This window comes from Mesorhizobium sp. M1348 (genome assembly GCF_040317925.1).
Taxonomy (GTDB): Bacteria; Pseudomonadota; Alphaproteobacteria; order Rhizobiales; family Rhizobiaceae; genus Mesorhizobium.
Map to the genome: position 1 here is coordinate 253,674 of NZ_JAMYLH010000003.1, position 24,110 is coordinate 277,783.

The window sequence follows — 24,110 nt, forward strand, 5'->3', positions numbered from 1 at the left end:
GCCATGACCGCATTTCCGTTGCCGCTCGACCTTCGTCCGATGGAAGCCAAAGCCGCCGATGCAATTCCTGGCGGTGACGGGCTTTGGCAGTACGAACCGAAATGGGACGGGTTCCGCTGCCTCGTGTTCAAGGGCGACGACGCCGTCGATCTGCGTGCAAAATCGGGCAAGCCGCTTGGCCGCTATTTTCCCGAACTGGTCGTGGTGCTGCGCTATGTGAACTCGCGGCGGTTTGTTGCCGACGGCGAGATCGTCATCGAGGTCGACGGATCGTCCTCGTTCGAGGCCCTGCAAATGCGCCTTCATCCAGCCGAAAGCAGGATCCGCAAGTTGAGCCGGGAGACGCCTGCCATGCTGGTCCTGTTCGACATGCTGGCCGAACCCGGCGGCAGGATCATCATCGAAGAGCCTCTCACCACCAGGAGGCAGGCGATTGAGGCCTTTGTCGCGTCGGCGGCACGGCCCGAACTGCACCTGTCCAAATATACGCACGACGCCGCCACCGCCGAGCGCTGGCTGCAGGGCGCCGGCCACGGCTCGACCGACGGTGTCGTTGCAAAACTGATCGCCGGGCCATACCGGCCCGGCGAGCGCGCCATGGTCAAGGTCAAGCGGCTGCGCACGGCGGATTGCGTGGTCGGCGGCTTTCGCTATCTCGCCAGCAGCAACGAAGTCGGATCCCTGCTGCTCGGCCTCTACAACAACGAAGGCAGGCTGGACCATGTCGGGTTCACCTCGACCATCGGCAAGGACGACAGGGCGGCGCTGACCAGACGGCTGGAAAAACTGCGGGCCAAACCGGGTTTCACCGGCAAGGCGCCGGGCGGACCAAGCCGCTGGAGCACGGAGCGCAGCGGACAATGGGAACCGATAAAGCCTGAACTGGTGGTCGAGGTTCGTTTCGACCATGTGACAGGCGACCGGTTCCGGCATGGAACCAAGCTGTTGCGCTGGCGGCCGGACAAGCAGCCCCGGCAATGCACGTTCGAGCAGATCGAGTAAGTCCGTCCCGAGGCACCGATTCAAGCTCTTGCTGCCCCGTCCTGCCGACGACGACGGAACCAATGCAGAATTCGCTGGTTCGCCGCACTAGCCGAGCCACGGCAAACCCTTGCCGAGGCTCGGAGGCGATCTGGTAGATCAAGCGGCTTCTTGCATTGCGCGTTCGTTGACACCGCTTTCGCCGAGCTTGGAAAGCGCTTCGTCGGTCGCGACCTCTTCCTTGAGAGTTGCCCTGAGCAGCTCGACAACGTCGCTCTTGCCAAGTTCTTCCGCCCACGCGATCAATGTGCCGTAGCGAGCGATCTCGTAATGCTCGACAGCCTGCGCCGCACCGACAAGCCCGGCGTCGAGCGCGGGAGCACCGTTATACTCCTCGAGCATTTCCGAGCCCTCTTCGATGATGCCGTCGATCGCCGGACAGGTTTTGCCGCGGGCCGGCTTGCCGAATTTCTCGAACACCTCTTCCAGGCGGTCGACATGTCCTTCGGTTTCCATGCGGTGTTTCTCAAAGGCGGCGGTCACTTCTTCCGACTCCGCGCCCTTGGCCATTTTAGGCAGCGCTTTCAGTATCTTCTTCTCGGCGTAGTAGAGGTCTTTGAGCCCGTCGAGGAACAGATCCTCAAGGCCCTTGCTTGCCGTCTTCGCGGCCTTTTTCGTAGTCGCCATGATCCTCTCCCGAATGGTTGGTGCCGCCTCGCAAAGTAGAGGCGTCCCATAACCCTCCGACGGGAAACAAGTTCCCTGACGGTCCGGGAGCTTTGAAAATTTTTCCGACCCGCCGTGTAGTGTCGCAAGGGGCCTCGACCTGCGGTAGCAATCGGCCAGGAAAGCGCCGTCAGCGCTCGCCGATATGCTCGACCAGGCGGGTATATTCGGCCTCGGCCAGGCCGTAGCCGCCATCCGCCAGTGCGACGAGACCATCGCGATCGCGAATGATAATTTCGCCGCGCCGGGACCGGATGAGCCCTCGCCCCTCGAGCAGCTGCAGCGCGACCGTGACACCCGGACGCCTTACGCCAAGCATGATCGACAGGAATTCGTGAGTGATCGTCAGCCGGCCGCCGTCCACCCGATCGTCACACATGAGCAGCCAGCGCGCCAGCCGGTCTTCAAGTTTCGATCGCGCGTTGACCAGCGCGGTATAGCCAGTCTGGACATGCAGATATTGCACGTAGCGCAGCAAGAACAGGCGCAGCGTCGGGCTTTGCGTCAGCGCTGCCTTGAATGGCTCGGCATCTATCCTGGCGGCTTCTCCCGCCAGTTGCACATAGCAATCATGGACCGTACGGTCGTCGCCCATTATCAGAGCCGAGCCGGTCATACCTTCCAAGCCGACAAGGCCAACTTCCGCATCGCTGCCGTTCGGCATTTTCGCAACCACCGAACCGATGCCGTCCTCGAGGAAATAAATGGCCTCGATCGGCGATCCGGACACTTCGAGCGATTGCCGTAACTCCAGCGAACAGCGCTCGATGTGCGGCTCGAGAGATGCGAAATCGCCGGCGCTCATCCGGCGCAACAGCTTGTTTTTGTATAGGTTTTTGTTGGAAATTGCTGGATCAGACATAACTCGCCCCAAAACAGGGCAAGAGCTTTTTTATCTCCCAGCCGTCCGCGCCCGGTATAACCTGCGGACGATAACGCTCATATAAGCACTGAAAGGTATGGAGCCTACTAAATAAAAAAATGAATCGATGCACGGCAGTTTCTCCTGTCGCTTGCCTACGAAAACATCCGACTGAAAGTTAGAGTTGGAAACGTACCAAAGACAGTTTGGTACGAAAACGACAATTGAGATCATCGGGCGCGAAAGAGCCCGTCGCGAGGGATGCAACGGGCTCCATTCGGGCGTCGTGGGCTACGCCCAGTGATCCAAATGAGGGGTGGGTTGGATCGCAGCAACAATGCAGGTGGAAGGCAGTCGTTCCCAAACTGTCTGCTTAGTAATTTCCGTACATTGAGTTTGGAAGAGAGCGGCGCTAATTGAATTGGAGTCGTCCACACAGACATGGCGAGTGGACGCTTGAAAGACGCTTCGCGCTTTCGCCCTTTTCAAGGGAGGATGGCATGTCGATGCAAGGTGCAGCAACTCCAGCCGAACTGAGCGTGCTGAAAAAAGCGCTCGACGACTGCTGCCGCGAGTTGGGTGTTGCGGACGACAGTCCTGTCCGCGAGCGGTTGGCCGCCCGTATCATGTCGCTGTTCAACGAGGGTGTGCTCAGCGCCGATCTGAAAGAAGCGCTGGCCGCCGATCGCCAACACTAAGCTGCTGCTATGGTGGTGTCCTCGTTGCCGAAAGGTTCGGCACCGGGTCGCCCTTTTTAGCCAAGGATCATGGAAATCTTGTCTCTTCACGACAAAACGCCCGGCGCTTGTTACCAAGCGCCGGGTGTTTGGTCGTGAGCGTGACACTAAAGCGCGTCGCGCTCGACCGGCCCCATGCGACGCGCTTTAGGTTCCTGTTTTATGCATGTCGCTATCACAAAACCGCTGCACACTTTTGCGCGACATACATCAAATGCGCCCAAGCAGGACCAGGATGATAACTATAAGCAACACCAGGCCGAGGCCGCCACCACCGTAATAGCCGGTGCCATAGAACGGTCCGCCGCCCAAGCCGCTGAAGCCGCCAAGCAAGGCAAGGACCAAGATAATGATGAGAATGGTTCCAAGGCCCATGATGTCTGCTCTCCTTGTTTGCGCTGCCGCCATTCGCATCAGCGCGTCGCATTGTACAAAGGTATGAACTCGCAAGGAGCATTCCTGTTCCGGCGGGACGGTAAGGCGTACGCTCATGCGGCGAGCAAAATGCCGGGCTGTGCCGTTAGAAAAGTCCATAGATGCGTGCCCGCGGAGAATGGCATGCCGGCCACCTTGAACACCTGAGAACATGCTGAATTTCATAGGAAATTTGTCGGAACCTTCGCCAGCTCGAACGGTTGTTTTCGTAGTCGCAACGCGACGACCCTCGTAAAAAGGAGAAGCATCATGCTCACGAAAATTCTCGCAGCTTCGGCGCTTACGATCGGTCTGGCCACGTCAGCGATGGCCCAGAACGTCGGCGACCCCTCCGGAGCCGCTGCCGACGGTAGCGGGCGGACGGTCGTAGTCCCGGATAATGGCGGCCCTGACACCGGCACGGATTCGACCATCACCAACAGCATTCGCGATTTCTCAACGACGAATTCGAATGCCGACCGGAATTGCCCGCCGGGCCCGCAGGGGGCTCTGCCCGATGCGACCGGCAAGGCTCCGGACACGATGGCGCCGACGGTGAACGACAACCACTGCGGCAAGTAAGCGCCCGGTCATCACAGCCTGACGAGGCCGCGGAGCATAGGCTCCGCGGCCGGCTGGTTTTGCCGTAAAATCAGCCTAACGGCCGCGGTGGTCGAAGCTGACCGCGATATCCCGACCGTCCAGCGCCCGAACGATAAAGCCAACCAGCTCCTCGTCGGTTTGCCGGAACCAGGGAAGCGTTTGCGCAAATCGGCTATGACGACGGTGGTCGAGAGAATGTCGCCGGAATGATAGTCGGCCATGATGGTATGAACGGCAGCGTCGGTGTCAATACCGATTCCTAGCGGCGACTTGATCTGCCCCACGGAAGCCTCCACCCATCTCTCCCAGCCAACGATAGCAAGACTGCGGCAAAGCGAAAGAGCTTGTACGATTCCGTACGATCTCGCGGCTTGCGTTGCACTTTCCACGACCCGGCCGGCGTCTTTTGTTTTGCGTTTCCAAACCATTGTTTGGCGTCGCGGCGGCTGTGGCCGCCGCGATCAGGCAACCTCGCCGCAGCTTCCGCGTTGAGCCATCGGAGGGATGACATCGGCCTCGGAGAACTTCCATGAAAACACTTCTATCCATCACTGCGGCAGCGCTGATGGCCGGCGCGCCTTTGGCTGCTTTTGCTCAATCGGCGACGCTGACGCCTCTAACGACCGACACCATGAGCAAGGTTGACACCGCGACGTTCGTCAAGACCGTGCCCATCGCCAATACATTCGAAATCGAATCGAGCCGACTTGCGCAGACGCAGGCGACTGCCGACGACGTGAAGGCATTCGCGGCGCAAATGGTCACGGACCACACCAAGGCCGGCGAGGACTTCAAGGCGGCGCTCAGCAGGGGTCAGACGACTTCGGCCACCGCGCCAGCCGGCCCGTCGCTGGACACCAAGCACCAGGCGCTGCTCGACCAACTTAAGGAGGCCAGCGGTGACAGCTTCCAATCGAAATATATCGACATGCAGACCCAGGCGCATAAGGAAGCGGTGGCGCTGTTTTCCGCTTACGCAAATTCCGGCGACGATCCGGCGATGAAGGAGTTTGCCAAGAAGACGCTGCCGGTGCTGCAAATGCACGAACGTCATGTCAAGGACCTCGCTGCCGCGCATCAATGAGAGCGAGGAGTGCCTTTTGCAAACGAAAGGCCGCCCCACACACGGCCTGTGTAAAGCGGCTGTAGTCCGGCCACACGGCCGGGAACAAAGCACCGAGAGTGCCGTTATTTATCCGGCTTGTTCGGGGAGGATCCAATGGAAGGCGGCATTCGCGAGGCCTCAAGGATAGTAGCGCCGGCTTTCGGCACCGTCCTGGTCGCCGCTGTCATAGGCTGAAATCGCTTTCCGAACGGGACAGGCTGCCTTCATGCGCTACGGCGAGATATTTGCAAATGTTACGGCACTCATGTTGCTGGCCTTGATGATTGGCGGCGTCTTCGTCCTGTTTGGAGAGCCGCTGTGGCCGCGGCACTACGCGAGAATGGTGCTGGTTACGGATATCGATGCCATGACCACCGCGTCAGTCCGAACAAGCTGCGTGCCCAGTCCATGCCTGCCCGACACCATCGATCACACCGTGCTCACTCCTCGCCCCGAGGACGGACCGTGATCTGCGATTGCAGCAGACGCGGAGCGAGGAGATGCGGAAAGGCCCGCCACGCGACCTGCGCGACGGACCCTTTGGTTCAATCAAACCATCTGGCCACAACTAAGTCAGGATAATCACGATCTTGTAGGTATTCGGGTCGACGATGACGATCCGGCCATCGGCGAGCACGAAATACTCATAGCCTTCGTAAGCCGGAACGATCTTGACGATGCGCGCCGGCAGACGATGCAGCCGGACTTTCTTCCGCGGAACCTCGATGCCGACAGAGATGTCGAAATCGACGCTGGAAACGGGTTGGACGTTCGTCTCCTTGATGACCTGCGTGATCTCCGTCTTCTGTTCAACGGTCACATTGTTGATGGAAGCGGTCGAACTCTGGTCTTGCGTCTGCGTCGAGGCATTGCCCTGAGTCTGCTCGGTGGTCGTGGTCCCAGTCTTGCCCTGAGCCTGCTCCTCGGTCTTCATTTTCGTGTTGCCTTGGGCCTGCTCGGTAGTGGTGGTTCCGGCCTTGCCCTGGGCCTGCTCTTCGGTCTTCAGCTTCTTGTTGCCCTGCGCCTGTTGATCAGTCGTAGCGCCGGCCTTGCCCTGGGCCTGCTCGTCGGTCTTCAGCTTCGGTTTGCCCTGCGCCTGTTGATCAGTCGCAGCGCCGGCCTTGCCCTGAGCCTGCTCGTCCATCTTGGCGCCATTCTGGCAATTGGCAGCGCCGGCTGCGCAATTGGCGCCGGACTGGTCGTCGGTCGACTGCTGCGTCTGGGCAAGTGCAGCTCCGCAGCTGACGCTGATTGCTAGCATGCTGGTGATCAGAACGCCTTTCATGAGAGATCTCCTTGGAAAATGCGTCCCTTCACCGCGTAAAACTGCGGCTAAAAAATTTTGTTCCAAACCAATGGAGCGAAACGGCAAGCGATCCGAGTGGCGGAACAAGCTCCACCTGATGACGTTACCGGCCTATAGCGACCCCGCTGCGAACGGCATGACGCGGCGCAGCGCAGAGGTGGCTCACGACGAAAGGAGACGATCATGAGAATGCATCTTTCGGCAGCCGCGGCTGGGTTCTTGCTGCTTGCGGGTATTGGCGCCGCTGCCGCTCAGGACGTGGTCATCGAACCGCAGCAGGAGACGATCGTACGCGAGTATGTGAAAAAGCAGCCTCTGGCGTCCGTCCAGCTTCCCGGCGTGGAGCTCAATGTCGGCTCGACCCTGCCCGATACCGTCGAGCTTCATGAGGTTCCCGACGTCAAATACCGCTATGTCGTCGTCGACAATCGGACCGTCCTGGTCGATCCTGGCTCGCGCAGGATTGTAAAGGTCATCGAGTGAGCAAGCGCGTCGCTTTGAAGGGACATGCGGCGCGTCCAGCATTGTCGACATCCCAAACTGCTGCCCGTGTTGGGCATTCGGACGCAGAAAGGCCCGCCGCTTCGAAGCACGGCGGGCCTCATAGCGGAGACGACAGCCGGACAATTTCTGAGCCAGCATTGGCTTGGAACGCATGATCCCAGCACGCCCTGTGCTCGCCAGGCCCGAAACTTTGAGAGAATATTCCTGGCTTGGCATTTCGCGGGAAATACGGTGCTTTGATCCGACGGTCAGCATTCCCGATGATGCCGGCAAGGCTTGGCACTCCGCTTGGCCGCAACGACTTCAGAACCGACGGGATAGATCATGTCTGGGAACACCAACACTTTGCTCTCATTTCTCTCCGCAAGTATAAACCGGCGCGCCGGTCTGGCTGTACTTTTCGCGTCGGCGGTTGCGATTGTCGGCCTTGCTGCGCCGTCGTTCGCCGAAGACAAGACGGCGGTCAAGGTCGGCATCATGAGCGGCGAGGATGAGGATGTATGGCGCGTCGTCACCGCCCAGGCGGCGGAGAGGGGGCTGACGATCGAGACCGTGGTGTTCAACGACTACACCCAGCCGAATGAAGCACTCGAGCGTGGCGAAATCGACGCCAACGCCTTCCAGCACAAGCCCTATCTCGACAACCAGATCAAGACGCAGGGCTATCACATCGTCCCGGTCGGCTATACCGGGGTCTGGCCGATCGGCCTCTATTCCAAGAAGTACACGAAGATTGCCGACCTGCCCGAAGGCGCCGTCATTGGCGTGCCGAACGACCCGTCCAATGAGGGCCGCGCACTGCGCGTTCTGCAGAGCGAAGGTCTGATCAAGCTCAGGGAAGGCACCGGCATTCTGGCTACGACGACCGACATTGCCGAAAACCCGAAGAAATTGGTCGTCAAGGAGCTTGACGCCGGCATTGTCGGGCGCTCGGTGGAAGATCTCGACGGGGCCGTGGTCAACACGGATTGGGCGCTTAAAAGCGGCCTCACACCGGAGAACCGCATCGCCCAGGAGGCGGTGGCCGACAATCCCTACCGCAACTTCATCGCGGTCAAGGCCGGCAATGAAAACCAGCCCTGGGTAAAGACGTTGGTCGCCTCCTATCAGAACGAAAAGGTGAAGGCCGAATTCGACCGGGTCTACAAGGGAACCGGCATCAGCGCCTATTGATTTGCCGAACCGGTCCGGGTGCTGAAGCCCGGTCCATGAGGAAAGCGGTCCGTGTTGCAACGCGGACCGCGATCGCGTTTGTGGATCGCGAGACAGGAATTTTCATGAACCAGCATTTCGCCTCGGCCACCGAGATCATGCATCCCATCGGCAGCCGTTCCACCGGACCGGACGATGTCGTGCGCCTCGTCGAGCTGAAGCGCCGCTTCGGCGCTACGGCGGCGCTGGACGGCGTATCGCTCAGCGTGCGCCAGGGCGAGATCCTCGGCATCATCGGCCGCAGCGGCGCCGGCAAGTCGACGCTGATACGCTGTCTGAACGGCCTGGAGCGGCCGGATACAGGACAGGTCTTCATCGAAGGCCGCGACATCAGCCGGCTCGGCGAGCGCGAATTGCAGCCGCTGCGCCGGCGCATCGGCATGATCTTCCAGCATTTCAATCTGCTGTCCGCCAAGACGGTCGAAGACAATGTAGCGCTGCCGCTCAAGATCGAAGGCCGGCCCAGAGCCGAACGCCTGGCGCGCGCTGCCGAGTTGCTCGAGCTCGTCGGCCTGTCGGAGAAGGCGAAAGCCTATCCGGCGTCGCTTTCGGGCGGGCAGAAGCAGCGCGTCGGCATTGCCCGGGCGCTTGGGGCGCGCCCGGCGCTGCTGCTGTCGGACGAAGCGACCTCGGCGTTGGACCCGGAGACGACGCGCTCCATCCTTGCCTTGCTCAGAGACATCAACCGGCAGCTCGGCCTGACCATCCTGCTCATCACCCATGAGATGGAGGTGATCCGTTCGATCGCCGACCGGGTCGCGGTGATCGATGCCGGACGAATCGTCGAGCAAGGGCCGGTGTGGTCGGTCTTTGCCGATCCGAAGTCGGCGATCACACAAAGCCTGCTCGGCGGCATCAGGCCGCAATTGCCGGCGGAGATCGCAAGCCGGCTACCGCAGAACGCCGGCGTGGAGGCGATCCTCAGGATCGACGTGGCGGGTGAGGCCGCGCGAAGCCCGCTTTTGTCCGATCTTGCCTCGGCAGTTCCCGGCTCGTTCCGCCTGGTGCATGGCGGCATCGATCACGTCCAGCAGCAGCCTGTCGGGACACTGTTCGTGGCGGTCGCGGGCAGCAATGAAGGTCACCTGGCAGAGGTGATCGCGTTCTTGAAAGCTCGCCAAGCGCGGGTGGAGGTGCTTGGCCATGTCGCCGGTTCTGTTTGAGCTTCTCGTCCGTTCGATCTGGGAAACGATCCTGATGACAGCCGCCTCCGGCCTCATCTCGCTGGTTTTCGGGCTGCCGCTCGGCCTGGCGCTGGTCGCCACCGACCGCGGCGGCATCGCCGAAAACCTGTGGGTGAACCGCGCGCTCGGCGCGGTCATCAACGGTTTCCGCTCGGTGCCTTTCATCATCCTGCTGGTTGCGCTGATCCCGGTGACGCGGCTGATCGTCGGCACCTCGATCGGCACCTGGGCAGCGATTGTGCCGCTGTCGATCGCGGCGACGCCCTACTACGCCCGGATCGCCGAAGTGTCGCTGCGCGAGGTCGACCACGGGCTGATCGAAGCGGCGCGCGCCATGGGCGGCAACCGCTGGACGATCATTCGCGAGGTGCTGGTGCCGGAAGCGTTGCCCGGCATCGTCGCCGGCTTCACGGTGACGCTGGTGACGCTTATCGGCGCCTCGGCCATGGCCGGCGCCATCGGCGCCGGCGGGCTGGGCGACCTCGCCATCCGCTACGGCTACCAGCGCTTCGAAACGTCCGTCATGATCGCCGTGGTCATCGTCCTGATCGTCCTGGTCTGCGGCATCCAGTGGGCCGGCGACCGGCTGGTCGCGAGGCTGGATCACAGGGCATAGGGCCGCTTGAACTGAGGGTGCGCTGCGGTTTGGGCGATGCGCCAGCACCCGGTGAGACCCTCACTGCCGGTCCGGCTTCTCCACCGCGCTCAGCGCCGCCAAGCCTTGTAGAGGCGGCTCTCCGGCTTGCAAATATAGCTGGATCAGTTGCTCATCCTCTGCGCCTTTATAGGCTAACGGAATACCTCTGATTTGAGCGGGCATGTCCCAATCGAGCGGCCGATCCTCCGGCGCGAACCACTTGCATCGCCGAACCTCCACCCAATGCCGGCGAATTGACAAACAATTGCCGAGGCCGTCGTCTTCGTAGCCGAACTCCACTCCAGAGCACGAACATATGATGTAGCTGGGTTCTTTGCTGTTCTCGCCCCATGGCAGATCGGGAGATTGATCGAGGCCGCAGACACGGCATTTGAAGTTGTCTTGTGGATTCATTTGATCCCGAACAGATCTCTGGCTTGCTCTGCCGTATAGTACCCTAGCCTGACATCCCGAGCGACCAGTTCCGAATCGCGCTGCAACGGGTCACCGTAGCCGCCGCCGCCCGGCGTGCCGACGCGCACGCGATCGCCTGCCTTCAGCGCGATGTCCTGTTCCTTGGACAGATGCGGCGGCACATGTTCCTTGCCGTCGCGGAACACGGTCACCGTGTTGACCGCACCGTCTTTGCCGCCGAGCGCGCCTTGCGGGCCAAACCGGCCATGGTCCATGACGAAGGAGGCGCGGGCGTCACCGCGCAGGATCTCGACCTCATAGGCGAGGCCAAAACCGCCGCGATGCTTGCCGGCGCCGCCCGAGCCTTCGCGCAGGGCGTAGTGGCGGTAGAGCACCGGGAAGGCCTGCTCCATGATCTCGACCGGCGGCGACTTTGAAATGCCGATGGTCGAGCAGCCATTGGTCAGGCCGTCGTGACCGGCATTGCCGCCATAGCCGCCGCCGGAAATCTGGTACATGACGTAGTCGCGGCCGCGCGCCGGGTCGTTGCCGCCGAGCGCGAAATTGCCGCTGGAGCCGGCCGGAGCCGCCGTCACTTTGTCCGGCAGCGCCTGCACCATCGCCGCGAACACCGCCTCGGCAATGCGCTGCGAGACTTCGGCTGCGCAGCCCGACACCGGCCGCGGATATTTGGCATCGAGGAAGGTGCCTTCCGGCCGCTTGACGATCAGCGGCTCGAAGGCGCCAGCGCTGATCGGCACGTCGGGGAAAATGTGCCGCATGGCGAGATAGACCGAGGACAAGGTAGTCGCCAGCACGCTGTTCATCGGCCCAGCGCAGGGCTTTGACGACCCCGAGAAGTCGAAGCTGAGCGTGTCGCCCTGTTTTTCGACCGCCAGCGCGATAGTCAGCGGCTCGTTGACTACGCCGTCGGAATCAACGAAAGCCTGCGACCGGTAAATGCCGTCCGGAATGGCTGATATGTTGACGCGCATCTGTTCAGCGGCGCGGCGCCGCAATTCGGCGATCGCATCGACCACCGTTTCATCTCCGTAACGATCCAAAATTCCGTTGAGCCGGTCCTGTCCGATCAGCAGTGCCGCCGCCTGCGCGCGGATGTCGCCGATGCGCTGGTCGGCAACCCTGATGTTCGAGCAGATAATGGCGTAGATTTCGCGATCGAGCACGCCCTTCTTGAACAGCTTCACCGGCGGCAGTCGCAAGCCTTCCTGCTCGACCGCCGTTGCCGAGGCGGAGAAGCCGCCCGGCACCGAACCGCCGATGTCGGGCCAGTGGCCGGTGTTCGACAGCCAGCAGAATATTTTGCCGCCGCGATAGACCGGCATGGCGAAGCGCACATCCATCAGATGGGTGCCGCCGAGATAGGGATCGTTGACGATGTAGATATCGCCTGGCTCGGGCGGCAGGCAGCGACCGTCGGCGATCATCTCGATCACCGTTTTGGTCGAATACTGCATGACGCCGACGAACACCGGCAGGCCTTGGCTGCCTTGCGCGATCAGCGAACCATCGAGCGCCGAATAGATACCGTCGGAGCGGTCATTGGCCTCGGCGATAACAGGCGAGAACGCGGCGCGCGAAAACGTCAGGTCCATTTCGTCACAGACCTGCTGTAGGGCCGCCTGGATGACCGAAAGGGTGATGGCGTCGAGCTTTTCCATCTCAGGCCTTACCGATATCGATGATGATGTTGCCGTCGGCATCCGATCGCGCCAGGTCGCCGGGCTCCAGCACCGTGGTGGCGTCCATCTGTTCGAGGATTGCCGGCCCTTCGATTGTTGCGTCGAGCGGCAGTTTCTCTCTGCTGTAGACCGGCGTGTCGTACCAGCGCCCGCCATACCAGACAGGCCTGACTTCGCGCCGCGCCTCTTCGAGCGTTTTGGCGCGGCCAGCCGGGTCGATCAGCCGGGACAGATCGATCGCCGGCCGCACGCCGGTCACCGAGGTGTTGAGGTTGACCAGATTGGCGCGGATTTCCGGCAGCTCGACCTTGAAGCGGGCGAAATAGGCCTTCTCGAACAGTTGCTGCAGTACCTCGCGCGTCACCGCAGACGACGGCAGCGGCACGTTGATGATATGCGTCTGGCCGACGAACTGCATGTCGGCGGAATGCGTGACGCGGATCATTTCCGGCTTCACCGCTTCCTTGCCGACCAGCTCCTCGCCTTCGTTTCGGTGCCGTTCCAATACTCCGTGAAGCTGGGTTTCATCGAGACTCGCCACCGGCTGGTTGACTGTATTAACGAAATCATGGCGCAGATCGGCGACGACACAGCCGAGCGCATTGGTAATGCCTGGCCGCGCCGGCACCAGCACCTTGGGCAAGCCGAGCTCGCGCGCCAATGCCGTCGCATGCAGCGGCCCGGCGCCGCCGAAGGCGAACAGCGCGAAATCGCGCGGGTCGTGGCCGCGCGACACCGACACCATGCGGATGGCGCCGGCCATCTTCACGTTGCCGAGCCGCAGCACGGCACCCGCCGCCTCGACGCCGGACAGGCCCGTGGCGCGGCCGATCCTGTCCTCGAATATGCCGGTGACGCGTTCGACGGTGACCGGGTTTTCCACCGCAAGCAGCTTTTTCGGCGCCAGCCGACCGAGCACCAGATTGGCGTCGGTAATGGTCGGCTCCAAGCCGCCGCGTCCGTAGCAGATCGGCCCGGGATTGGCGCCGGCGCTTTCCGGGCCGATCTGGATCAGGCCGGCCGCATCGACGCGGGCGATCGAGCCGCCGCCGGCGCCGACCGTATGCACCGCCACCATCGGCACATGGATCGGCATGGCATATTCGATCTCGATCTCGTTCGACACCGCCGGCTCGGCGTTGCGGATCAGCGCCACATCGGTCGAGGTGCCGCCCATGTCGTAGGTGACCAGGTTTTCGAAGCCGGCGCGCTTGCCGGTATAGGCGGCGGCAATGACGCCGGAGGCGGGTCCCGACATGACGGTCTTGGCCGACTCACGTGTGACAAAGCGGGCCGAGATCATGCCGCCATTGCCGTTCATGATCAGGAAGTCGCGGGCGTAGCCTTTTGACGCCAGTTCCTTGCGCAGCCGTTCGACATAGCGTTCGAGGATCGGCTGCACCGAGGCGTTGACCGAAGCGGTCACGCCGCGCTCGAATTCGCGCGCTTCCGAAAGCAGCGCATGGCCTGTCGTGATGTAGCCGTTCGGCCAAAGCTCGGCGGCGATCTCGGCCGCGCGCCGCTCATGCGCCGGGTTGGCGTAGGAATGCAGGAAATGGATGACGAGGGATTCGCAGCCGGCTTCGATCAGTTCTGAAATCGCTGCCCGCATCTCGGCCTCGTCGAGCGGTATGCGCACCGCGCCCGAGGCCTCGACCCGCTCCGACACTTCGAGCCGCAGATTGCGCGGAATGATCGGCACGAAAGTGCCTGTCATGCCGTAGGGTTGCGGCCGTGTCCGCCGGCCTAGCTCGATCACGTCGCGAAAGCCGCGCGTGGTGATCATGCCGGTTTTGGCCAGCCGGCGCTCCAGCACCGCGTTGGTTGTGGTGGTCGTGCCGTGCACGATAAGGTCGATGCCGTCGATCGGAAAGCCGGTGGCACCAAGCGCTGCAACGACGCCGAAGGCCTGGTTGTCGACCGTGGTCGGGGTCTTGGCGATATGCACCCGGCCACCGTCGCGGCCGTCGATCAGAAGCAGGTCGGTAAAGGTGCCGCCGACATCGATACCGGCCACGACGCTGCCCGTCGAATCCAGAGCTTGCGCCGAAAAATTCTGTCCCATTGTCGAAACCCGAAATGCCCGAACTGCTTACATGCCTCAGTTTGGAAAGCTGTTTTACGGCGGCGTCTTGACGCAAATATCGTTTGTATACTAATAAATTCCGGACACAAGAGCTTACCGCTTCGGAGTGTGCAAACGGCACGCTGGAACCTGACCGGTTCGGGCGCGCAGGTGAAGATTTGGCGCGGGCGCTGAGCTGGCCCAGAAGGTTAGGTTTGATGAACACCACATCCGCGTTCAACACTACCGGCGCCCGGCCGTTGCAGTTCCCGATACCGGCCAATGTCTATGCCGAAACCGTGGTCTCGGTGAAGCACTATACCGACCGGCTGTTTTCGTTCCGCATCACCCGGCCGCAATCACTGCGCTTCCGCTCCGGTGAGTTCGTCATGATCGGCCTGCCCAATGCCGAGAAGCCGGTGTTCCGTGCCTATTCGATCGCCAGCCCCGCCTGGGACGACGAACTCGAATTCTTCTCGATCAAGGTGCCGGACGGCCCGCTGACCTCGGAGCTGCAGAAAATCCAGATCGGCGACACCGTCATCATGCGGCAGAAGTCGACCGGCACGCTGGTGGTCGACGCGCTGATCCCGGCCAAGCGCCTGTTCATGATCTCGACCGGCACCGGCATTGCGCCCTTCGCCAGCCTGCTGCGCGATCCCGATACCTATGAGAAGTTCGAGCAGGTTATCCTGACCCATACATGCCGCGACAATGCCGAGCTCACCTATGGCCAGGAGCTGGTGGCCGCACTGGAGAACGATCCGCTGATCGGCGAGCTGACCGGCGGCCGGGTCACGCTCTACAATTCAACGACGCGCGAGACCTCCGAGCGCATGGGCCGCATCACCGCACTGATCGGCTCGGGCAAATTCTACACCGATCTCGGCATCGACAAGCTCAATCCCGAGACCGACCGCATCATGATCTGCGGCTCGATGCATATGCTGAAGGACGTCAAGGAGCTGGCTGAAAGCCACGGCTTCCAGGAAGGCTCGCTGCATCATCCGGCAAGCTTCGTCGTCGAGCGCGCCTTCGTCGGCTGAGACGCGGCAGTTCAGCGTCCACTGGTTTGCGATCCTGATTTTGATCATACGGTCAAAAATCGGCTGCCTTGACTGCCTTTTTCCGCTATGACCGCTTGAAGGACTCGTGAAGCGCTGCTTCACGGTCTATCTTCGGCATAAGTCGCTGAAAACAAGGGGCAGGAGATGAGCAGCACAATCCGCGAAACCGATCTCGGCACGTCCAAGATCACGCCGCTGCCGGCGCGGCCCGCCGCCAATGCGCCTATGCCGCAGGCCCATGGCATTGCCCGCAATCCCGGCATGAGGCTCGATCTTGGCTTCATGGAATCGGTGCGCAGCGTCAACCGCTCGGCGCTGGAACGCCGCGTCGCCAGCCTGACCAAAAGACGCTCGATCAAGGCAGATAACCAGGCCGCCTGGCTGCTGCGCGCTGTCGCCTGCATGGACCTGACGACGCTGAACTCGAACGACACGGAAGAGCGCGTGCGCCGGCTCTGTGCCAAGGCGGTCAACCCGTTCCGCCGAGACATTGCCGAGGGGCTCGGCATTACCGGTGAAAAGATCCGCCCGGCGGCGGTCTGCGTCTATCACCCCTTCGTCGCCACTGCCGTCGAGGCGCTGCGCGGCAGCGGCGTCCATGTCGCCGCCGTTTCCACGGCTTTCCCACATGGCCTTGCACCGCTTTCGACACGTCTGCAGGAGATCGAAGCATCGGTCCGCGACGGCGCCGACGAGATCGACGTCGTCATTCCGCGCGGCCTGGTATTCGGGGCGAAATGGCAAGAGCTCTATAACGAGATCGTCTCGATGCGTGCCGCTTGCGGCGAGGCGCATCTGAAGGTGATCCTCGGCACCGGCGACCTCGCCACGCTGCGCAACGTCATGCTCGCCTCGATGGTGGCGATGATGGCGGGTGCAGATTTCATCAAGACCTCGACCGGCAAGGAAAGCGTCAACGCGACGCTGCCGGTCGGCCTTGCCATGGTGCGCGCCATCCGCGCCTATTTCGAGGAAACCGGCTATCTCATCGGCTTCAAGCCGGCCGGCGGCATTTCCACCGCCAAGGCATCGCTCGACTGGCTGGTGCTGATGAAGGAAGAGCTTGGCCGACCGTGGCTGGAGCCGGAGCTGTTCCGCTTCGGAGCATCGAGCCTTTTGACCGATATCGAGCGCCAGCTTGAGCATCATCTGACCGGCCACTACTCGGCCAATCATCGCCACGCGATGGCGTGATTCGGAGCGCTTCATGAACATTCTCGAACGCTATCACGCCATGGATTACGGCCCGGCGCCGGAAGCCCGCAACGAGGCCGATGCCTGGCTGGCGACCCGTGATTTCTCGAAAGCCCTGTTCATCAGCGGCGACTGGAAGGCAGCTGCAAATGGCAAGACCTTCGACACCAGCGATCCGTCCTCGGGAAAGCTGCTGGCCAAGGTGTCGGACGCTGGTGCCGCCGATATCGACGCGGCGGTTTCGGCCGCCACAAAAGCGCTGCCGAAATGGAGCGCCAGCACCGGCTACAGCCGAGCCAAAGTGCTCTATGCCATCGGCCGCGCCATGCAGCGTCACCAGCGGCTGTTCGCAGTGCTGGAATCGATCGACAACGGCAAGCCGATCCGCGAAAGCCGCGACATCGATGTGCCGCTCGCCATCCGCCATTTCATCCATCATGCCGGCTGGGCGCAGGCGCTGGACAAGGATTTTCCAGGCCACAGGGGCGTCGGCGTCGTCGGCCAGATCATCCCGTGGAACTTCCCCCTCTTGATGCTGGCCTGGAAGATCGCGCCGGCGCTCGCCGCGGGCTGCACCGTGGTGCTCAAACCCGCGGAATTCACGCCGCTCACCGCGATCCTCTTTGCCGAGATCTGTGAACGCGCCGGCGTGCCGAAAGGCGTCGTCAACGTCGTCCAGGGCGGGCCGGCAGCAGGCGCGGCCATCGTCAACCATCCCGGCATCCAGAAGATCGCCTTCACCGGTTCGTCCGAGGTCGGCAAGATCATCCGCAAAGCCACTGCCGGCTCGGGCAAGAAACTTTCGCTGGAGCTTGGCGGCAAGTCGGCCTTCGTCGTTTTCGAGGATGCCGATCTCGACAGCGCCGTCGAAGGGCTGGTCGACGGCATCTGGTTCAACCAGGGCCAGGTGTGCTGTGCCGGCTCGCGCCTTCTGGTGCAGGAAGGCATCGCCGACGCCTTCATCGCCAAGGTCAAGACGCGGATGAGCCGGCTGCGCGTCGGCAGCCCGCTCGACAAGAACACCGATATCGGCCCGCTGGTCGATTTGACCCAGCTCGATCGCGTCAAGGGCCTGATCGCCGAAGGCGCCAAGCAGGGCGCGATCTGCTGGCAGCCGGACTCGGCACTGCCCGCCTCGGGCTATTACCATCTGCCAACGCTGGCGACAGGTGTTTCGCCGGCTAACATTCTGGCACAGGAAGAGGTGTTCGGGCCGGTGCTCGCCACCATGACCTTCCGCAACACCGAGGAAGCGATCGACCTCGCCAACAACACACGCTATGGCCTGGCCGCTTCGGTGTGGAGCGAGAACATCAATCTTGCCCTGCACGTCGCACCGCAATTGAAGGCCGGCGTCGTCTGGGTCAACGGCACCAATATGTTCGACGCCTCCTGCGGTTTCGGCGGCTATCGCGAGAGCGGCTTCGGCCGCGAAGGCGGGCGCGAGGGCATGTTCGAATATCTCTCGGCAAAACTGCCGCTTGGCCCGGTCATCAAACCGGCAACGTCTTCGGCTCAACCTATCGAGCGCCCGGAGGGCGATGCCATCGACCGCACGGCAAAGCTGTTCATCGGCGGCAAGCAGGTCCGGCCGGACGGCAATTATTCCATTGCCGTCGCCAGCGCCAAGGGCAAGCTTGCGGGCGAGGTCGGTCTCGGCAACCGCAAGGACATCCGCGACGCCGTCGGGGCCGCGCGTGCCTGCAAGGCCTGGCCGGAGGCGACCGCCTACAACCGCAGCCAGGTGCTCTACTACCTGGCCGAAAACCTTTCCGGCCGCGCCGACGAGTTTGCCGCCCGTTTGACCCATCTCACCGGCGCGACCGCCAAGGCGGCGCGCGAAGAGGTCGAACTGTCGATCGAGCGCCTGTTCCTCTATGCCGGCTTGGCCGACAAGTTCGAGGGCCGCGTCCACCAGCCGCCGGCCCGCGCCGTCACACTGGCGCTGCACGAACCGGTCGGCGTCGTCGGTATCGTCGCGTCGGACAACGCACCTTTGCTTGGCCTGATCTCGCTGGTGGCGCCTGTGCTCGCCATGGGCAACACCGTGGTCGCGGTACCATCCGAAAGATACCCGCTGCTTGCCACCGACCTCTACCAGGTCATCGAATATTCCGACGTTCCAGCGGGCGCCATCAATATCGTCACAGGCCGCAGCGCCGAACTCGCCGGCGTCCTGGCCAAGCATGACGATGTCGACGGGCTCTGGGTGTTCGCCGATTCCGAGACCTGCGCCAAGGCCGAGGCCGAGTCCATCGGCAATCTCAAGCGCGTCTGGACCGGCAATGGCCACAGCCTCGACTGGGCGTCGGGCGAAGCAGCCGGCAATGCCGTGCTGCGTCGGGCGATCGAGGTCAAGAACGTCTGGGTGCCCTACGGCGACTGAGTGTCCCGGAGGGACGTCCGGGCTTGACGGGTCAAAAGATGTTCTTTACCGAGAAAAAACATTTGGCTGGCAGGCGGATATCGAAACAGGCGGGATGGTAGTGCCCGCCTGGCACATTGCGCCCCGGCCTTGTGCCGGTAAAAAGCCGAACGATCACAGACGGGCGAGGAGAAAAGCATGGCGGATCTGACAGGCAAAATCGTTGTCGTCACGGCGGCGGCGCAAGGCATCGGCCGGGCGAGCGCGCTGGCTTTCGCCAAGGCAGGCGCCGTCGTCCATGCCACCGACATTAACGAGGTTGTGCTCGCCGACCTCGGCAAGACCCCCAGCATCAAGACCCGCAAGCTCGACGTGCTGAACGACGAGGCGGTGAACGCCGCTTTTGCCGAGATCGGCGCCGTCGACGTGCTGTTCAATTGCGCCGGCTTCGTCCATTCCGGCTCGATCCTCGAGATGAAGGACGGCGATCTCGACTTTGCCTATGACCTCAATGTCCGCTCGATGATCCGCACCATCCGCGCCGTGCTGCCCGGCATGCTGGAGCGCGGCGACGGCTCGATCATCAACATGGCATCGCTGGCCAGTTCGACCAAGGGTGTGCCGAACCGCTTCGTCTATGGCCTGACCAAGGCAGCCGTCATCGGCCTGACCAAGTCGGTCGCCGCCGACTACGTCGGCAAGGGCATACGCTGCAATGCGATCTGTCCGGGCACGGTCGAAAGCCCGTCGCTGCAGGACCGCATGCATGCGCAGGGCGACTACGACACAGCCCGCGCCGCCTTCATCGCCCGCCAGCCGATGGGCCGCCTCGGCACGCCCGAGGAAATCGCCGACTTCGCCGTCTATCTCGCCGGTGCCACCTATACGTCGGGGCAGGCTTACAATATCGACGGTGGCTGGTCGATCTAAGAGGCCATTTGAAAACCCTACTCCGCCGGGCGCCTGACGCGGCTTTCTGCGCTTCCGGTGCTCACGTACTTTAAGTACGCTCCGCTCCGGTTCTCGAAACCCACGCCATTCGCCGCAGCGGAGCGAGTTTGCAAACGGCCTCTGGTCGCAACTGGGAGAAAACTGTATGAAACTGCTGCGCTATGGCGAGGCGGGGAGCGAACGCCCCGGCCTGCTCGATGCCGATGGAACGATCCGCGACCTCTCCGCCCATGTCACCGACATTGCCGGCAAGGCGCTTGACCCGGCATCGCTTGAGACATTGTCGAAGCTCGACGTGAAATCGCTGCCGGTGGTTTCCGGCAAGCCGCGGATCGGCTCCTGCGTCGCCGGCACCGGCAAATTCATCTGCATCGGCCTCAACTATTCCGATCACGCTGCCGAAACCGGCGCCACCGTGCCGCCGGAGCCGATCATCTTCATGAAGGCAAGCTCGGCCATTGTCGGGCCGAACGACGACGTGCTGATCCCGCGCGGCTCGGTCAAGACCGACTGGGAAGTTGAGCTCGGCGTGGTCATCGGCAGAAAAGCGAAATATGTCACCGAGGCCGAGGCGCTGGACTATGTCGCCGGCTACTGCGTCGCGCATGACGTCTCCGAGCGCGCCTTCCAGGCCGAGCGGCAGGGCCAGTGGACCAAGGGCAAGAGCTGCGACACGTTCGGGCCGATCGGTCCGTGGCTGGTGACCAAGGACGAGGTCAAGGACCCGCAGAACATCCCGATGTGGCTGACGGTCAACGGCAAGACCATGCAGAACGGCTCGACCAAGACCATGGTCTTCGGCGTCGCTTATCTCGTCTCCTATCTCAGCCAGTTCATGTCGCTGCATCCCGGCGACATCATCTCGACCGGCACGCCGCCCGGCGTCGGCCTCGGCATGAAGCCGCCGGTGTTCCTGAAGCCAGGCGACGTCGTCGAGCTCGGTATTGAAGGGCTTGGTATACAGAAGCAGACGTTCAAGGCGGATTTGTAGGCGTTTCACTTTGGCAAGTTTGCGCCGCCCCTCATCTGCCTGCCGGCATCTTCTCCCCGTATAGTGACGGGGAGAAGGACGAAGCTCCAGCGCTGACGCCCCCCTCTCCCCGTCTCTATACGGGGAGAGGGTAAGGGTGAGGGGCAGCGCCAACCTTTGCCGCGAAGCTACTTCAGCACCTTCCCATCGGCTCCAAACCGGTATGTCTTCGCCGGATCCGGCGTCGCATAGAGCGTGGCACCAGGCTCAGCGTTATAGACGCCAAAAATGCGCACGGTGATCAGGCCGGCCATCTCGCAGTCGAGATAGAGGTTGGTGTCGGCGCCGAGATGCTCGGCATGGACGACCGTGCCTTTCCAGGCGCCGGATTTGGGATCGACCGTCAAATGTTCGGGACGGACGCCGATGGTCTTTGCCGTTTCGCCAAGCCTGGCACCGTCGACGAAATTCATCTTCGGTGAGCCGATGAACCCAGCGACGAATTCATTTGCCGGCGAATTGTAAAGCTCCATCGGTCCGCCGATCTGCTCGATCTTGCCTGCGTTGAGCACGACGATCTTGTCGGCCAGTGTCATCGCCTCGACCTGGTCGTGGGTGACATAGATCATCGTTGCCTTCAGCCGGCGATGCAATTGCGCAATCTCCAGCCTGGTGTTGACGCGCAGCGCGGCATCGAGGTTCGACAACGGCTCGTCGAACAGAAAAAGCTTTGGTTCGCGCACCACGGCACGGCCGATGGCGACGCGCTGGCGCTGGCCGCCGGACAATTCGGCCGGCCGCCTCTCGAGATAGGGCTCCAGCGACAGCATCGACGAAGCGATGCCGATGCGGCGGTCGATCTCGGCCGCCGGCGTGCCTGCCTGCTTGAGGCCGAGGCCCATATTGTTCTTCACCGTCAGATGCGGGTAGAGCGCGTAGGTCTGGAACACCATGGCGATGCCGCGCTTGGCCGGCGGCGTTGCGGAGACGTCCGCACCGTCGATCACCACGCGGCCTGAGGTCGAGTCCTCCAGCCCGGCAATAACCCTGAGCAGCGTCGACTTCCCACAGCCGGATGGACCGACGAAGACGACGAACTCGCCATCCGTCACTTCGAGGTTGATGCCCTTCAGCACCTCGACCGGCCCGAAGGCCTTTTTCACGTTCTCGATGTTCAGCGAGCCCACGGCTTAGTCCCTGTTCTAGAGTTTCACGGCGAGGCCGCTGCGCACGCTCTCGTCTGCGGCCAGGCAGACGGCGAGCGACTTCACCGCGTCGTCCATGTGGCGGGTCAAGTCCAGATCCTCGCGGACCGCCTTCAGCACAAACGCCTGTTCCAGGTCGCAGAGGTCCTGATGGCCGGGCTCGCCTTGCATCGACAGCATCTCATCCGGTTTGGCGAATTTGCCGTCCGCTCCGGTTGCCGCACTGTGCAGGCGGATGGTCGAGGTCTTGGTGTGGGTGTCGATGTCGTCGGACCTGACGCCCTCTTTCATAACGATCGACACGCAACCATTGGGCGAGATCACGTCTTTCACGAAGAAAGCCGTCTCCGAAATCATCGGCCCCCAGCCGGCCTCATACCAGCCGACCGAGCCATCGTCGAACAGCACCTGCAGATGCCCGTAATTGTACATTGAGGGCGCAATCTCGTCGCTCAGCCGCAGCCCCATGCCGCGCACCTCGACCGGCCTGGCATCGGTGATCTGCAGCATCACGTCGAGATAATGCACCCCGCAATCGACTATCGGCGACGTCGTCTGCATCAGCTGCTTGTGCGTCTCCCAGGTGTGGCCGGAGGATTGCTGGTTGAGATTCATGCGGAACACGTAAGGGCCGCCGAGCTTCCGCGCCTCGGCGATCAGCCTGATCCAGGACGGGTGATGGCGCAGGATATAGCCGATCACCAGTTTCTTGCCGTTGGCCTTGGCTGCGGCGACGACGCGCTCTGCATCCGCGACCGTCGTTGCCAGCGGCTTTTCGACGAAGACGTGGCAGCCGGCCTCGAATGCCTTGACCGCATAATCGGCATGGCTGTCGGAATAGGTGGCGATGCAGGCGACGTCAGGCCGTTCGTCACGCAGCGCCTCGTCGAAGGAGCGCCGGATGGCGTAGGTCGAAAGCCCTTCCGGCAGCTGCACATCGGAGCGGTTGACCAGTGCGGCGATCTGGAATCCCGGATTGGTGTGATAGGCCAGCGCATGGCTGCGCCCCATATTGCCGAGCCCGGCGACGACAACGCGAAGAGGTTTTTGCGAACTCACTTGACGGCTCCGGACGTAATGCCGCGGATCAATTGCCGCGAGAAGATGACGTAGAGGATCAGCACCGGCATGATCGCCAGCGACAGCGCCGCGAGAATGGCGTTCCAGTTGGTGACGAACTGGCCGAGGAACAGTTGCGCGCCGAGCGTCACCGTCTTGGTCTCCTCCGACGGCGCCAGGATCAGCGGGAACCACAGATCGTTCCAGATCGGGATCATGGTGAAGACGGCGACCGTCGCCATCGATGGCCGCACCAGCGGCAGCACCAGCCGGAAAAAGATCGTGTATTCGGACAGGCCATCGATCCTGCCCGCATTCTTCAGATCGTCGGAGACCTGCTTCATGAATTCCGACAGGATGAAGACGGCAAGCGGCAGGCCCTGCGCCGTGTAGACCAGGATCAGCGCCGTCAGCGTGTTGACCAGTCCGCTGGCCACCATCAACTGCAGGATGGCGACGGTGCCGAGGCGGATCGGGATCATGATGCCGAGCGCCAGGTAAAGCCCCATCAGCGAATTGCCGCGAAAGCGGTATTCGGACAGCGCGAAAGCCGCCATGGCGCCGAACAGAAGCACGAAGAACAGCGAGGCGACGGTGACGACAAGGCTGTTCTGGAAATAGTGGATGAAGTCGCCCTGACCGATCACCGTGGTGTAGCCGATCAGGTCGAAGGTCCCTGGCGTCGGCGGCGTCAGCGGCGCGCCAAAGATCCCGGCACGCGATTTGAACGAATTCATGATCACGAGGATCACCGGAAACAGCGCGATCGCGGTGTAGGTCAGAAGGATCGCGTGGGCGCCGATGGTGCGGGGCAGCGAACGGGTTGCGGTGCTCATGATCGCGCTC

At 62.4% G+C, this 24,110-nt stretch carries 24 protein-coding genes; 14 read left to right on the top strand and 10 right to left on the bottom strand.

Annotated features, from left to right (window positions below):
• The first annotated feature begins 3 nt into the window (after positions 1-3).
• Positions 4-1,002, top strand: a complete 999-nt coding sequence (locus tag NKH13_RS08290) for an ATP-dependent DNA ligase (protein ID WP_352912062.1) — start codon at positions 4-6, stop codon at positions 1,000-1,002.
• Positions 1,003-1,140: 138 nt separating this feature from the next.
• On the opposite strand, the gene NKH13_RS08295 is transcribed toward NKH13_RS08290, so the two are convergent.
• Together NKH13_RS08295 and NKH13_RS08300 are read right to left on the bottom strand one after the other, a co-directional pair.
• Positions 1,141-1,668: a YciE/YciF ferroxidase family protein gene (locus NKH13_RS08295; RefSeq protein WP_352912065.1), complete on the bottom strand. Its 528-nt coding sequence runs from the start codon at positions 1,666-1,668 to the stop codon at positions 1,141-1,143.
• 169 nt (positions 1,669-1,837) lie between these two features.
• On the bottom strand, positions 1,838-2,569 hold the full coding sequence (locus NKH13_RS08300) for a Crp/Fnr family transcriptional regulator (protein ID WP_352716218.1): 732 nt from the start codon (positions 2,567-2,569) through the stop codon (positions 1,838-1,840).
• 500 nt (positions 2,570-3,069) lie between these two features.
• On the opposite strand from NKH13_RS08300, the gene NKH13_RS08305 reads away from it, so the two are divergent.
• Positions 3,070-3,267, top strand: coding sequence for a hypothetical protein (locus NKH13_RS08305; RefSeq protein ID WP_292655400.1), 198 nt, complete (start codon positions 3,070-3,072; stop codon positions 3,265-3,267).
• A 249-nt stretch (positions 3,268-3,516) separates the two neighbouring features.
• On the opposite strand, the gene NKH13_RS08310 is transcribed toward NKH13_RS08305, so the two are convergent.
• On the bottom strand, positions 3,517-3,681 hold the full coding sequence (locus NKH13_RS08310; protein ID WP_023677107.1) for a DUF3309 family protein: 165 nt from the start codon (positions 3,679-3,681) through the stop codon (positions 3,517-3,519).
• A 309-nt stretch (positions 3,682-3,990) separates the two neighbouring features.
• On the opposite strand from NKH13_RS08310, the gene NKH13_RS08315 reads away from it, so the two are divergent.
• From NKH13_RS08315 to NKH13_RS08325, 3 genes are all read left to right on the top strand, one after another.
• The gene (locus NKH13_RS08315; protein ID WP_352716217.1) at positions 3,991-4,302 is read left to right on the top strand and encodes a hypothetical protein; all 312 of its coding nucleotides are present in this window, start codon (positions 3,991-3,993) and stop codon (positions 4,300-4,302) included.
• Between the two features lie 550 nt (positions 4,303-4,852).
• A complete protein-coding gene (locus NKH13_RS08320) occupies positions 4,853-5,407 on the top strand; it encodes a DUF4142 domain-containing protein (protein ID WP_352716216.1) in 555 nt (184 codons plus the stop codon).
• 247 nt (positions 5,408-5,654) lie between these two features.
• Positions 5,655-5,897: a hypothetical protein gene (locus tag NKH13_RS08325; protein WP_023677112.1), complete on the top strand. Its 243-nt coding sequence runs from the start codon at positions 5,655-5,657 to the stop codon at positions 5,895-5,897.
• 99 nt (positions 5,898-5,996) lie between these two features.
• Here the strand turns inward: NKH13_RS08325 and NKH13_RS08330 are convergent, their stop codons facing one another.
• Positions 5,997-6,713, bottom strand: a complete 717-nt coding sequence (locus NKH13_RS08330) for a DUF1236 domain-containing protein (protein ID WP_352912215.1) — start codon at positions 6,711-6,713, stop codon at positions 5,997-5,999.
• A 204-nt stretch (positions 6,714-6,917) separates the two neighbouring features.
• On the opposite strand from NKH13_RS08330, the gene NKH13_RS08335 reads away from it, so the two are divergent.
• The 4 genes from NKH13_RS08335 (at position 6,918) to NKH13_RS08350 (ending at position 10,250) form a co-directional block, all read left to right on the top strand.
• Complete coding sequence (locus NKH13_RS08335; protein WP_352912070.1) at positions 6,918-7,217, top strand: DUF1236 domain-containing protein; 300 nt, start codon at positions 6,918-6,920, stop codon at positions 7,215-7,217.
• A 345-nt stretch (positions 7,218-7,562) separates the two neighbouring features.
• A complete protein-coding gene (locus tag NKH13_RS08340; RefSeq protein ID WP_352912073.1) occupies positions 7,563-8,411 on the top strand; it encodes a MetQ/NlpA family lipoprotein in 849 nt (282 codons plus the stop codon).
• 104 nt (positions 8,412-8,515) lie between these two features.
• A complete protein-coding gene (locus NKH13_RS08345; protein WP_352912076.1) occupies positions 8,516-9,613 on the top strand; it encodes a methionine ABC transporter ATP-binding protein in 1,098 nt (365 codons plus the stop codon).
• Positions 9,594-10,250 (top strand): methionine ABC transporter permease, encoded by a 657-nt coding sequence (locus NKH13_RS08350; RefSeq protein ID WP_254815748.1) that lies wholly within the window; start codon positions 9,594-9,596, stop codon positions 10,248-10,250. The genes NKH13_RS08345 and NKH13_RS08350 overlap by 20 nt, the downstream gene beginning before the upstream one ends.
• Positions 10,251-10,310: 60 nt before the next feature.
• On the opposite strand, the gene NKH13_RS08355 is transcribed toward NKH13_RS08350, so the two are convergent.
• From NKH13_RS08355 to NKH13_RS08365, 3 genes are read right to left on the bottom strand one after another with little or no spacing between them, the layout of a single operon-like run.
• Positions 10,311-10,685 (bottom strand): hypothetical protein, encoded by a 375-nt coding sequence (locus NKH13_RS08355; protein ID WP_352912078.1) that lies wholly within the window; start codon positions 10,683-10,685, stop codon positions 10,311-10,313.
• Positions 10,682-12,367 (bottom strand): hydantoinase B/oxoprolinase family protein, encoded by a 1,686-nt coding sequence (locus NKH13_RS08360; protein ID WP_352912080.1) that lies wholly within the window; start codon positions 12,365-12,367, stop codon positions 10,682-10,684. The genes NKH13_RS08355 and NKH13_RS08360 overlap by 4 nt, the downstream gene beginning before the upstream one ends.
• Before the next feature lies 1 nt (position 12,368).
• Positions 12,369-14,453, bottom strand: coding sequence for a hydantoinase/oxoprolinase family protein (locus NKH13_RS08365; protein ID WP_352912082.1), 2,085 nt, complete (start codon positions 14,451-14,453; stop codon positions 12,369-12,371).
• Positions 14,454-14,671: 218 nt separating this feature from the next.
• Between NKH13_RS08365 and NKH13_RS08370 the strand changes: the two genes are divergently transcribed.
• The 5 genes from NKH13_RS08370 to NKH13_RS08390 all read left to right on the top strand — a co-directional run bounded on the left by NKH13_RS08370 (position 14,672) and on the right by NKH13_RS08390 (position 21,021).
• Positions 14,672-15,499, top strand: a complete 828-nt coding sequence (locus NKH13_RS08370; RefSeq protein ID WP_352912084.1) for a ferredoxin--NADP reductase — start codon at positions 14,672-14,674, stop codon at positions 15,497-15,499.
• Positions 15,500-15,664: 165 nt separating this feature from the next.
• The gene (deoC, locus tag NKH13_RS08375) at positions 15,665-16,714 is read left to right on the top strand and encodes a deoxyribose-phosphate aldolase (RefSeq protein WP_352912086.1); all 1,050 of its coding nucleotides are present in this window, start codon (positions 15,665-15,667) and stop codon (positions 16,712-16,714) included.
• A gap of 13 nt (positions 16,715-16,727) precedes the next feature.
• Positions 16,728-19,100, top strand: coding sequence for an aldehyde dehydrogenase family protein (locus tag NKH13_RS08380; protein ID WP_352912088.1), 2,373 nt, complete (start codon positions 16,728-16,730; stop codon positions 19,098-19,100).
• Between the two features lie 177 nt (positions 19,101-19,277).
• Positions 19,278-20,009: an SDR family oxidoreductase gene (locus NKH13_RS08385; protein WP_352912090.1), complete on the top strand. Its 732-nt coding sequence runs from the start codon at positions 19,278-19,280 to the stop codon at positions 20,007-20,009.
• Between the two features lie 166 nt (positions 20,010-20,175).
• The gene (locus tag NKH13_RS08390; RefSeq protein WP_352912091.1) at positions 20,176-21,021 is read left to right on the top strand and encodes a fumarylacetoacetate hydrolase family protein; all 846 of its coding nucleotides are present in this window, start codon (positions 20,176-20,178) and stop codon (positions 21,019-21,021) included.
• 167 nt (positions 21,022-21,188) lie between these two features.
• Here the strand turns inward: NKH13_RS08390 and NKH13_RS08395 are convergent, their stop codons facing one another.
• From NKH13_RS08395 to NKH13_RS08405, 3 genes are read right to left on the bottom strand one after another with little or no spacing between them, the layout of a single operon-like run.
• The gene (locus NKH13_RS08395) at positions 21,189-22,187 is read right to left on the bottom strand and encodes an ABC transporter ATP-binding protein (RefSeq protein WP_352716186.1); all 999 of its coding nucleotides are present in this window, start codon (positions 22,185-22,187) and stop codon (positions 21,189-21,191) included.
• A gap of 15 nt (positions 22,188-22,202) precedes the next feature.
• Positions 22,203-23,264 carry a Gfo/Idh/MocA family protein gene (locus NKH13_RS08400; protein ID WP_352912093.1) on the bottom strand — a complete coding sequence of 354 codons (1,062 nt, stop codon included), beginning with the start codon at positions 23,262-23,264 and terminating at the stop codon, positions 22,203-22,205.
• Entirely contained in the window at positions 23,261-24,100 is an 840-nt protein-coding gene (locus tag NKH13_RS08405; protein ID WP_023718923.1) for a carbohydrate ABC transporter permease, read from the bottom strand. The genes NKH13_RS08400 and NKH13_RS08405 overlap by 4 nt, the downstream gene beginning before the upstream one ends.
• Positions 24,101-24,110: the final 10 nt, after the last annotated feature.

Coding starts and splice junctions, on each gene's coding strand:
- NKH13_RS08290 (WP_352912062.1), top strand. CDS start 4: ATGACCGCATTTCCGTTGCCGCTCGACCTTCGTCCGATGGAAGCCAAA.
- NKH13_RS08295 (WP_352912065.1), bottom strand. CDS start 1,668: ATGGCGACTACGAAAAAGGCCGCGAAGACGGCAAGCAAGGGCCTTGAG.
- NKH13_RS08300 (WP_352716218.1), bottom strand. CDS start 2,569: ATGTCTGATCCAGCAATTTCCAACAAAAACCTATACAAAAACAAGCTG.
- NKH13_RS08305 (WP_292655400.1), top strand. CDS start 3,070: ATGTCGATGCAAGGTGCAGCAACTCCAGCCGAACTGAGCGTGCTGAAA.
- NKH13_RS08310 (WP_023677107.1), bottom strand. CDS start 3,681: ATGGGCCTTGGAACCATTCTCATCATTATCTTGGTCCTTGCCTTGCTT.
- NKH13_RS08315 (WP_352716217.1), top strand. CDS start 3,991: ATGCTCACGAAAATTCTCGCAGCTTCGGCGCTTACGATCGGTCTGGCC.
- NKH13_RS08320 (WP_352716216.1), top strand. CDS start 4,853: ATGAAAACACTTCTATCCATCACTGCGGCAGCGCTGATGGCCGGCGCG.
- NKH13_RS08325 (WP_023677112.1), top strand. CDS start 5,655: ATGCGCTACGGCGAGATATTTGCAAATGTTACGGCACTCATGTTGCTG.
- NKH13_RS08330 (WP_352912215.1), bottom strand. CDS start 6,713: ATGAAAGGCGTTCTGATCACCAGCATGCTAGCAATCAGCGTCAGCTGC.
- NKH13_RS08335 (WP_352912070.1), top strand. CDS start 6,918: ATGAGAATGCATCTTTCGGCAGCCGCGGCTGGGTTCTTGCTGCTTGCG.
- NKH13_RS08340 (WP_352912073.1), top strand. CDS start 7,563: ATGTCTGGGAACACCAACACTTTGCTCTCATTTCTCTCCGCAAGTATA.
- NKH13_RS08345 (WP_352912076.1), top strand. CDS start 8,516: ATGAACCAGCATTTCGCCTCGGCCACCGAGATCATGCATCCCATCGGC.
- NKH13_RS08350 (WP_254815748.1), top strand. CDS start 9,594: ATGTCGCCGGTTCTGTTTGAGCTTCTCGTCCGTTCGATCTGGGAAACG.
- NKH13_RS08355 (WP_352912078.1), bottom strand. CDS start 10,685: ATGAATCCACAAGACAACTTCAAATGCCGTGTCTGCGGCCTCGATCAA.
- NKH13_RS08360 (WP_352912080.1), bottom strand. CDS start 12,367: ATGGAAAAGCTCGACGCCATCACCCTTTCGGTCATCCAGGCGGCCCTA.
- NKH13_RS08365 (WP_352912082.1), bottom strand. CDS start 14,453: ATGGGACAGAATTTTTCGGCGCAAGCTCTGGATTCGACGGGCAGCGTC.
- NKH13_RS08370 (WP_352912084.1), top strand. CDS start 14,672: ATGAACACCACATCCGCGTTCAACACTACCGGCGCCCGGCCGTTGCAG.
- deoC (WP_352912086.1), top strand. CDS start 15,665: ATGAGCAGCACAATCCGCGAAACCGATCTCGGCACGTCCAAGATCACG.
- NKH13_RS08380 (WP_352912088.1), top strand. CDS start 16,728: ATGAACATTCTCGAACGCTATCACGCCATGGATTACGGCCCGGCGCCG.
- NKH13_RS08385 (WP_352912090.1), top strand. CDS start 19,278: ATGGCGGATCTGACAGGCAAAATCGTTGTCGTCACGGCGGCGGCGCAA.
- NKH13_RS08390 (WP_352912091.1), top strand. CDS start 20,176: ATGAAACTGCTGCGCTATGGCGAGGCGGGGAGCGAACGCCCCGGCCTG.
- NKH13_RS08405 (WP_023718923.1), bottom strand. CDS start 24,100: ATGAGCACCGCAACCCGTTCGCTGCCCCGCACCATCGGCGCCCACGCG.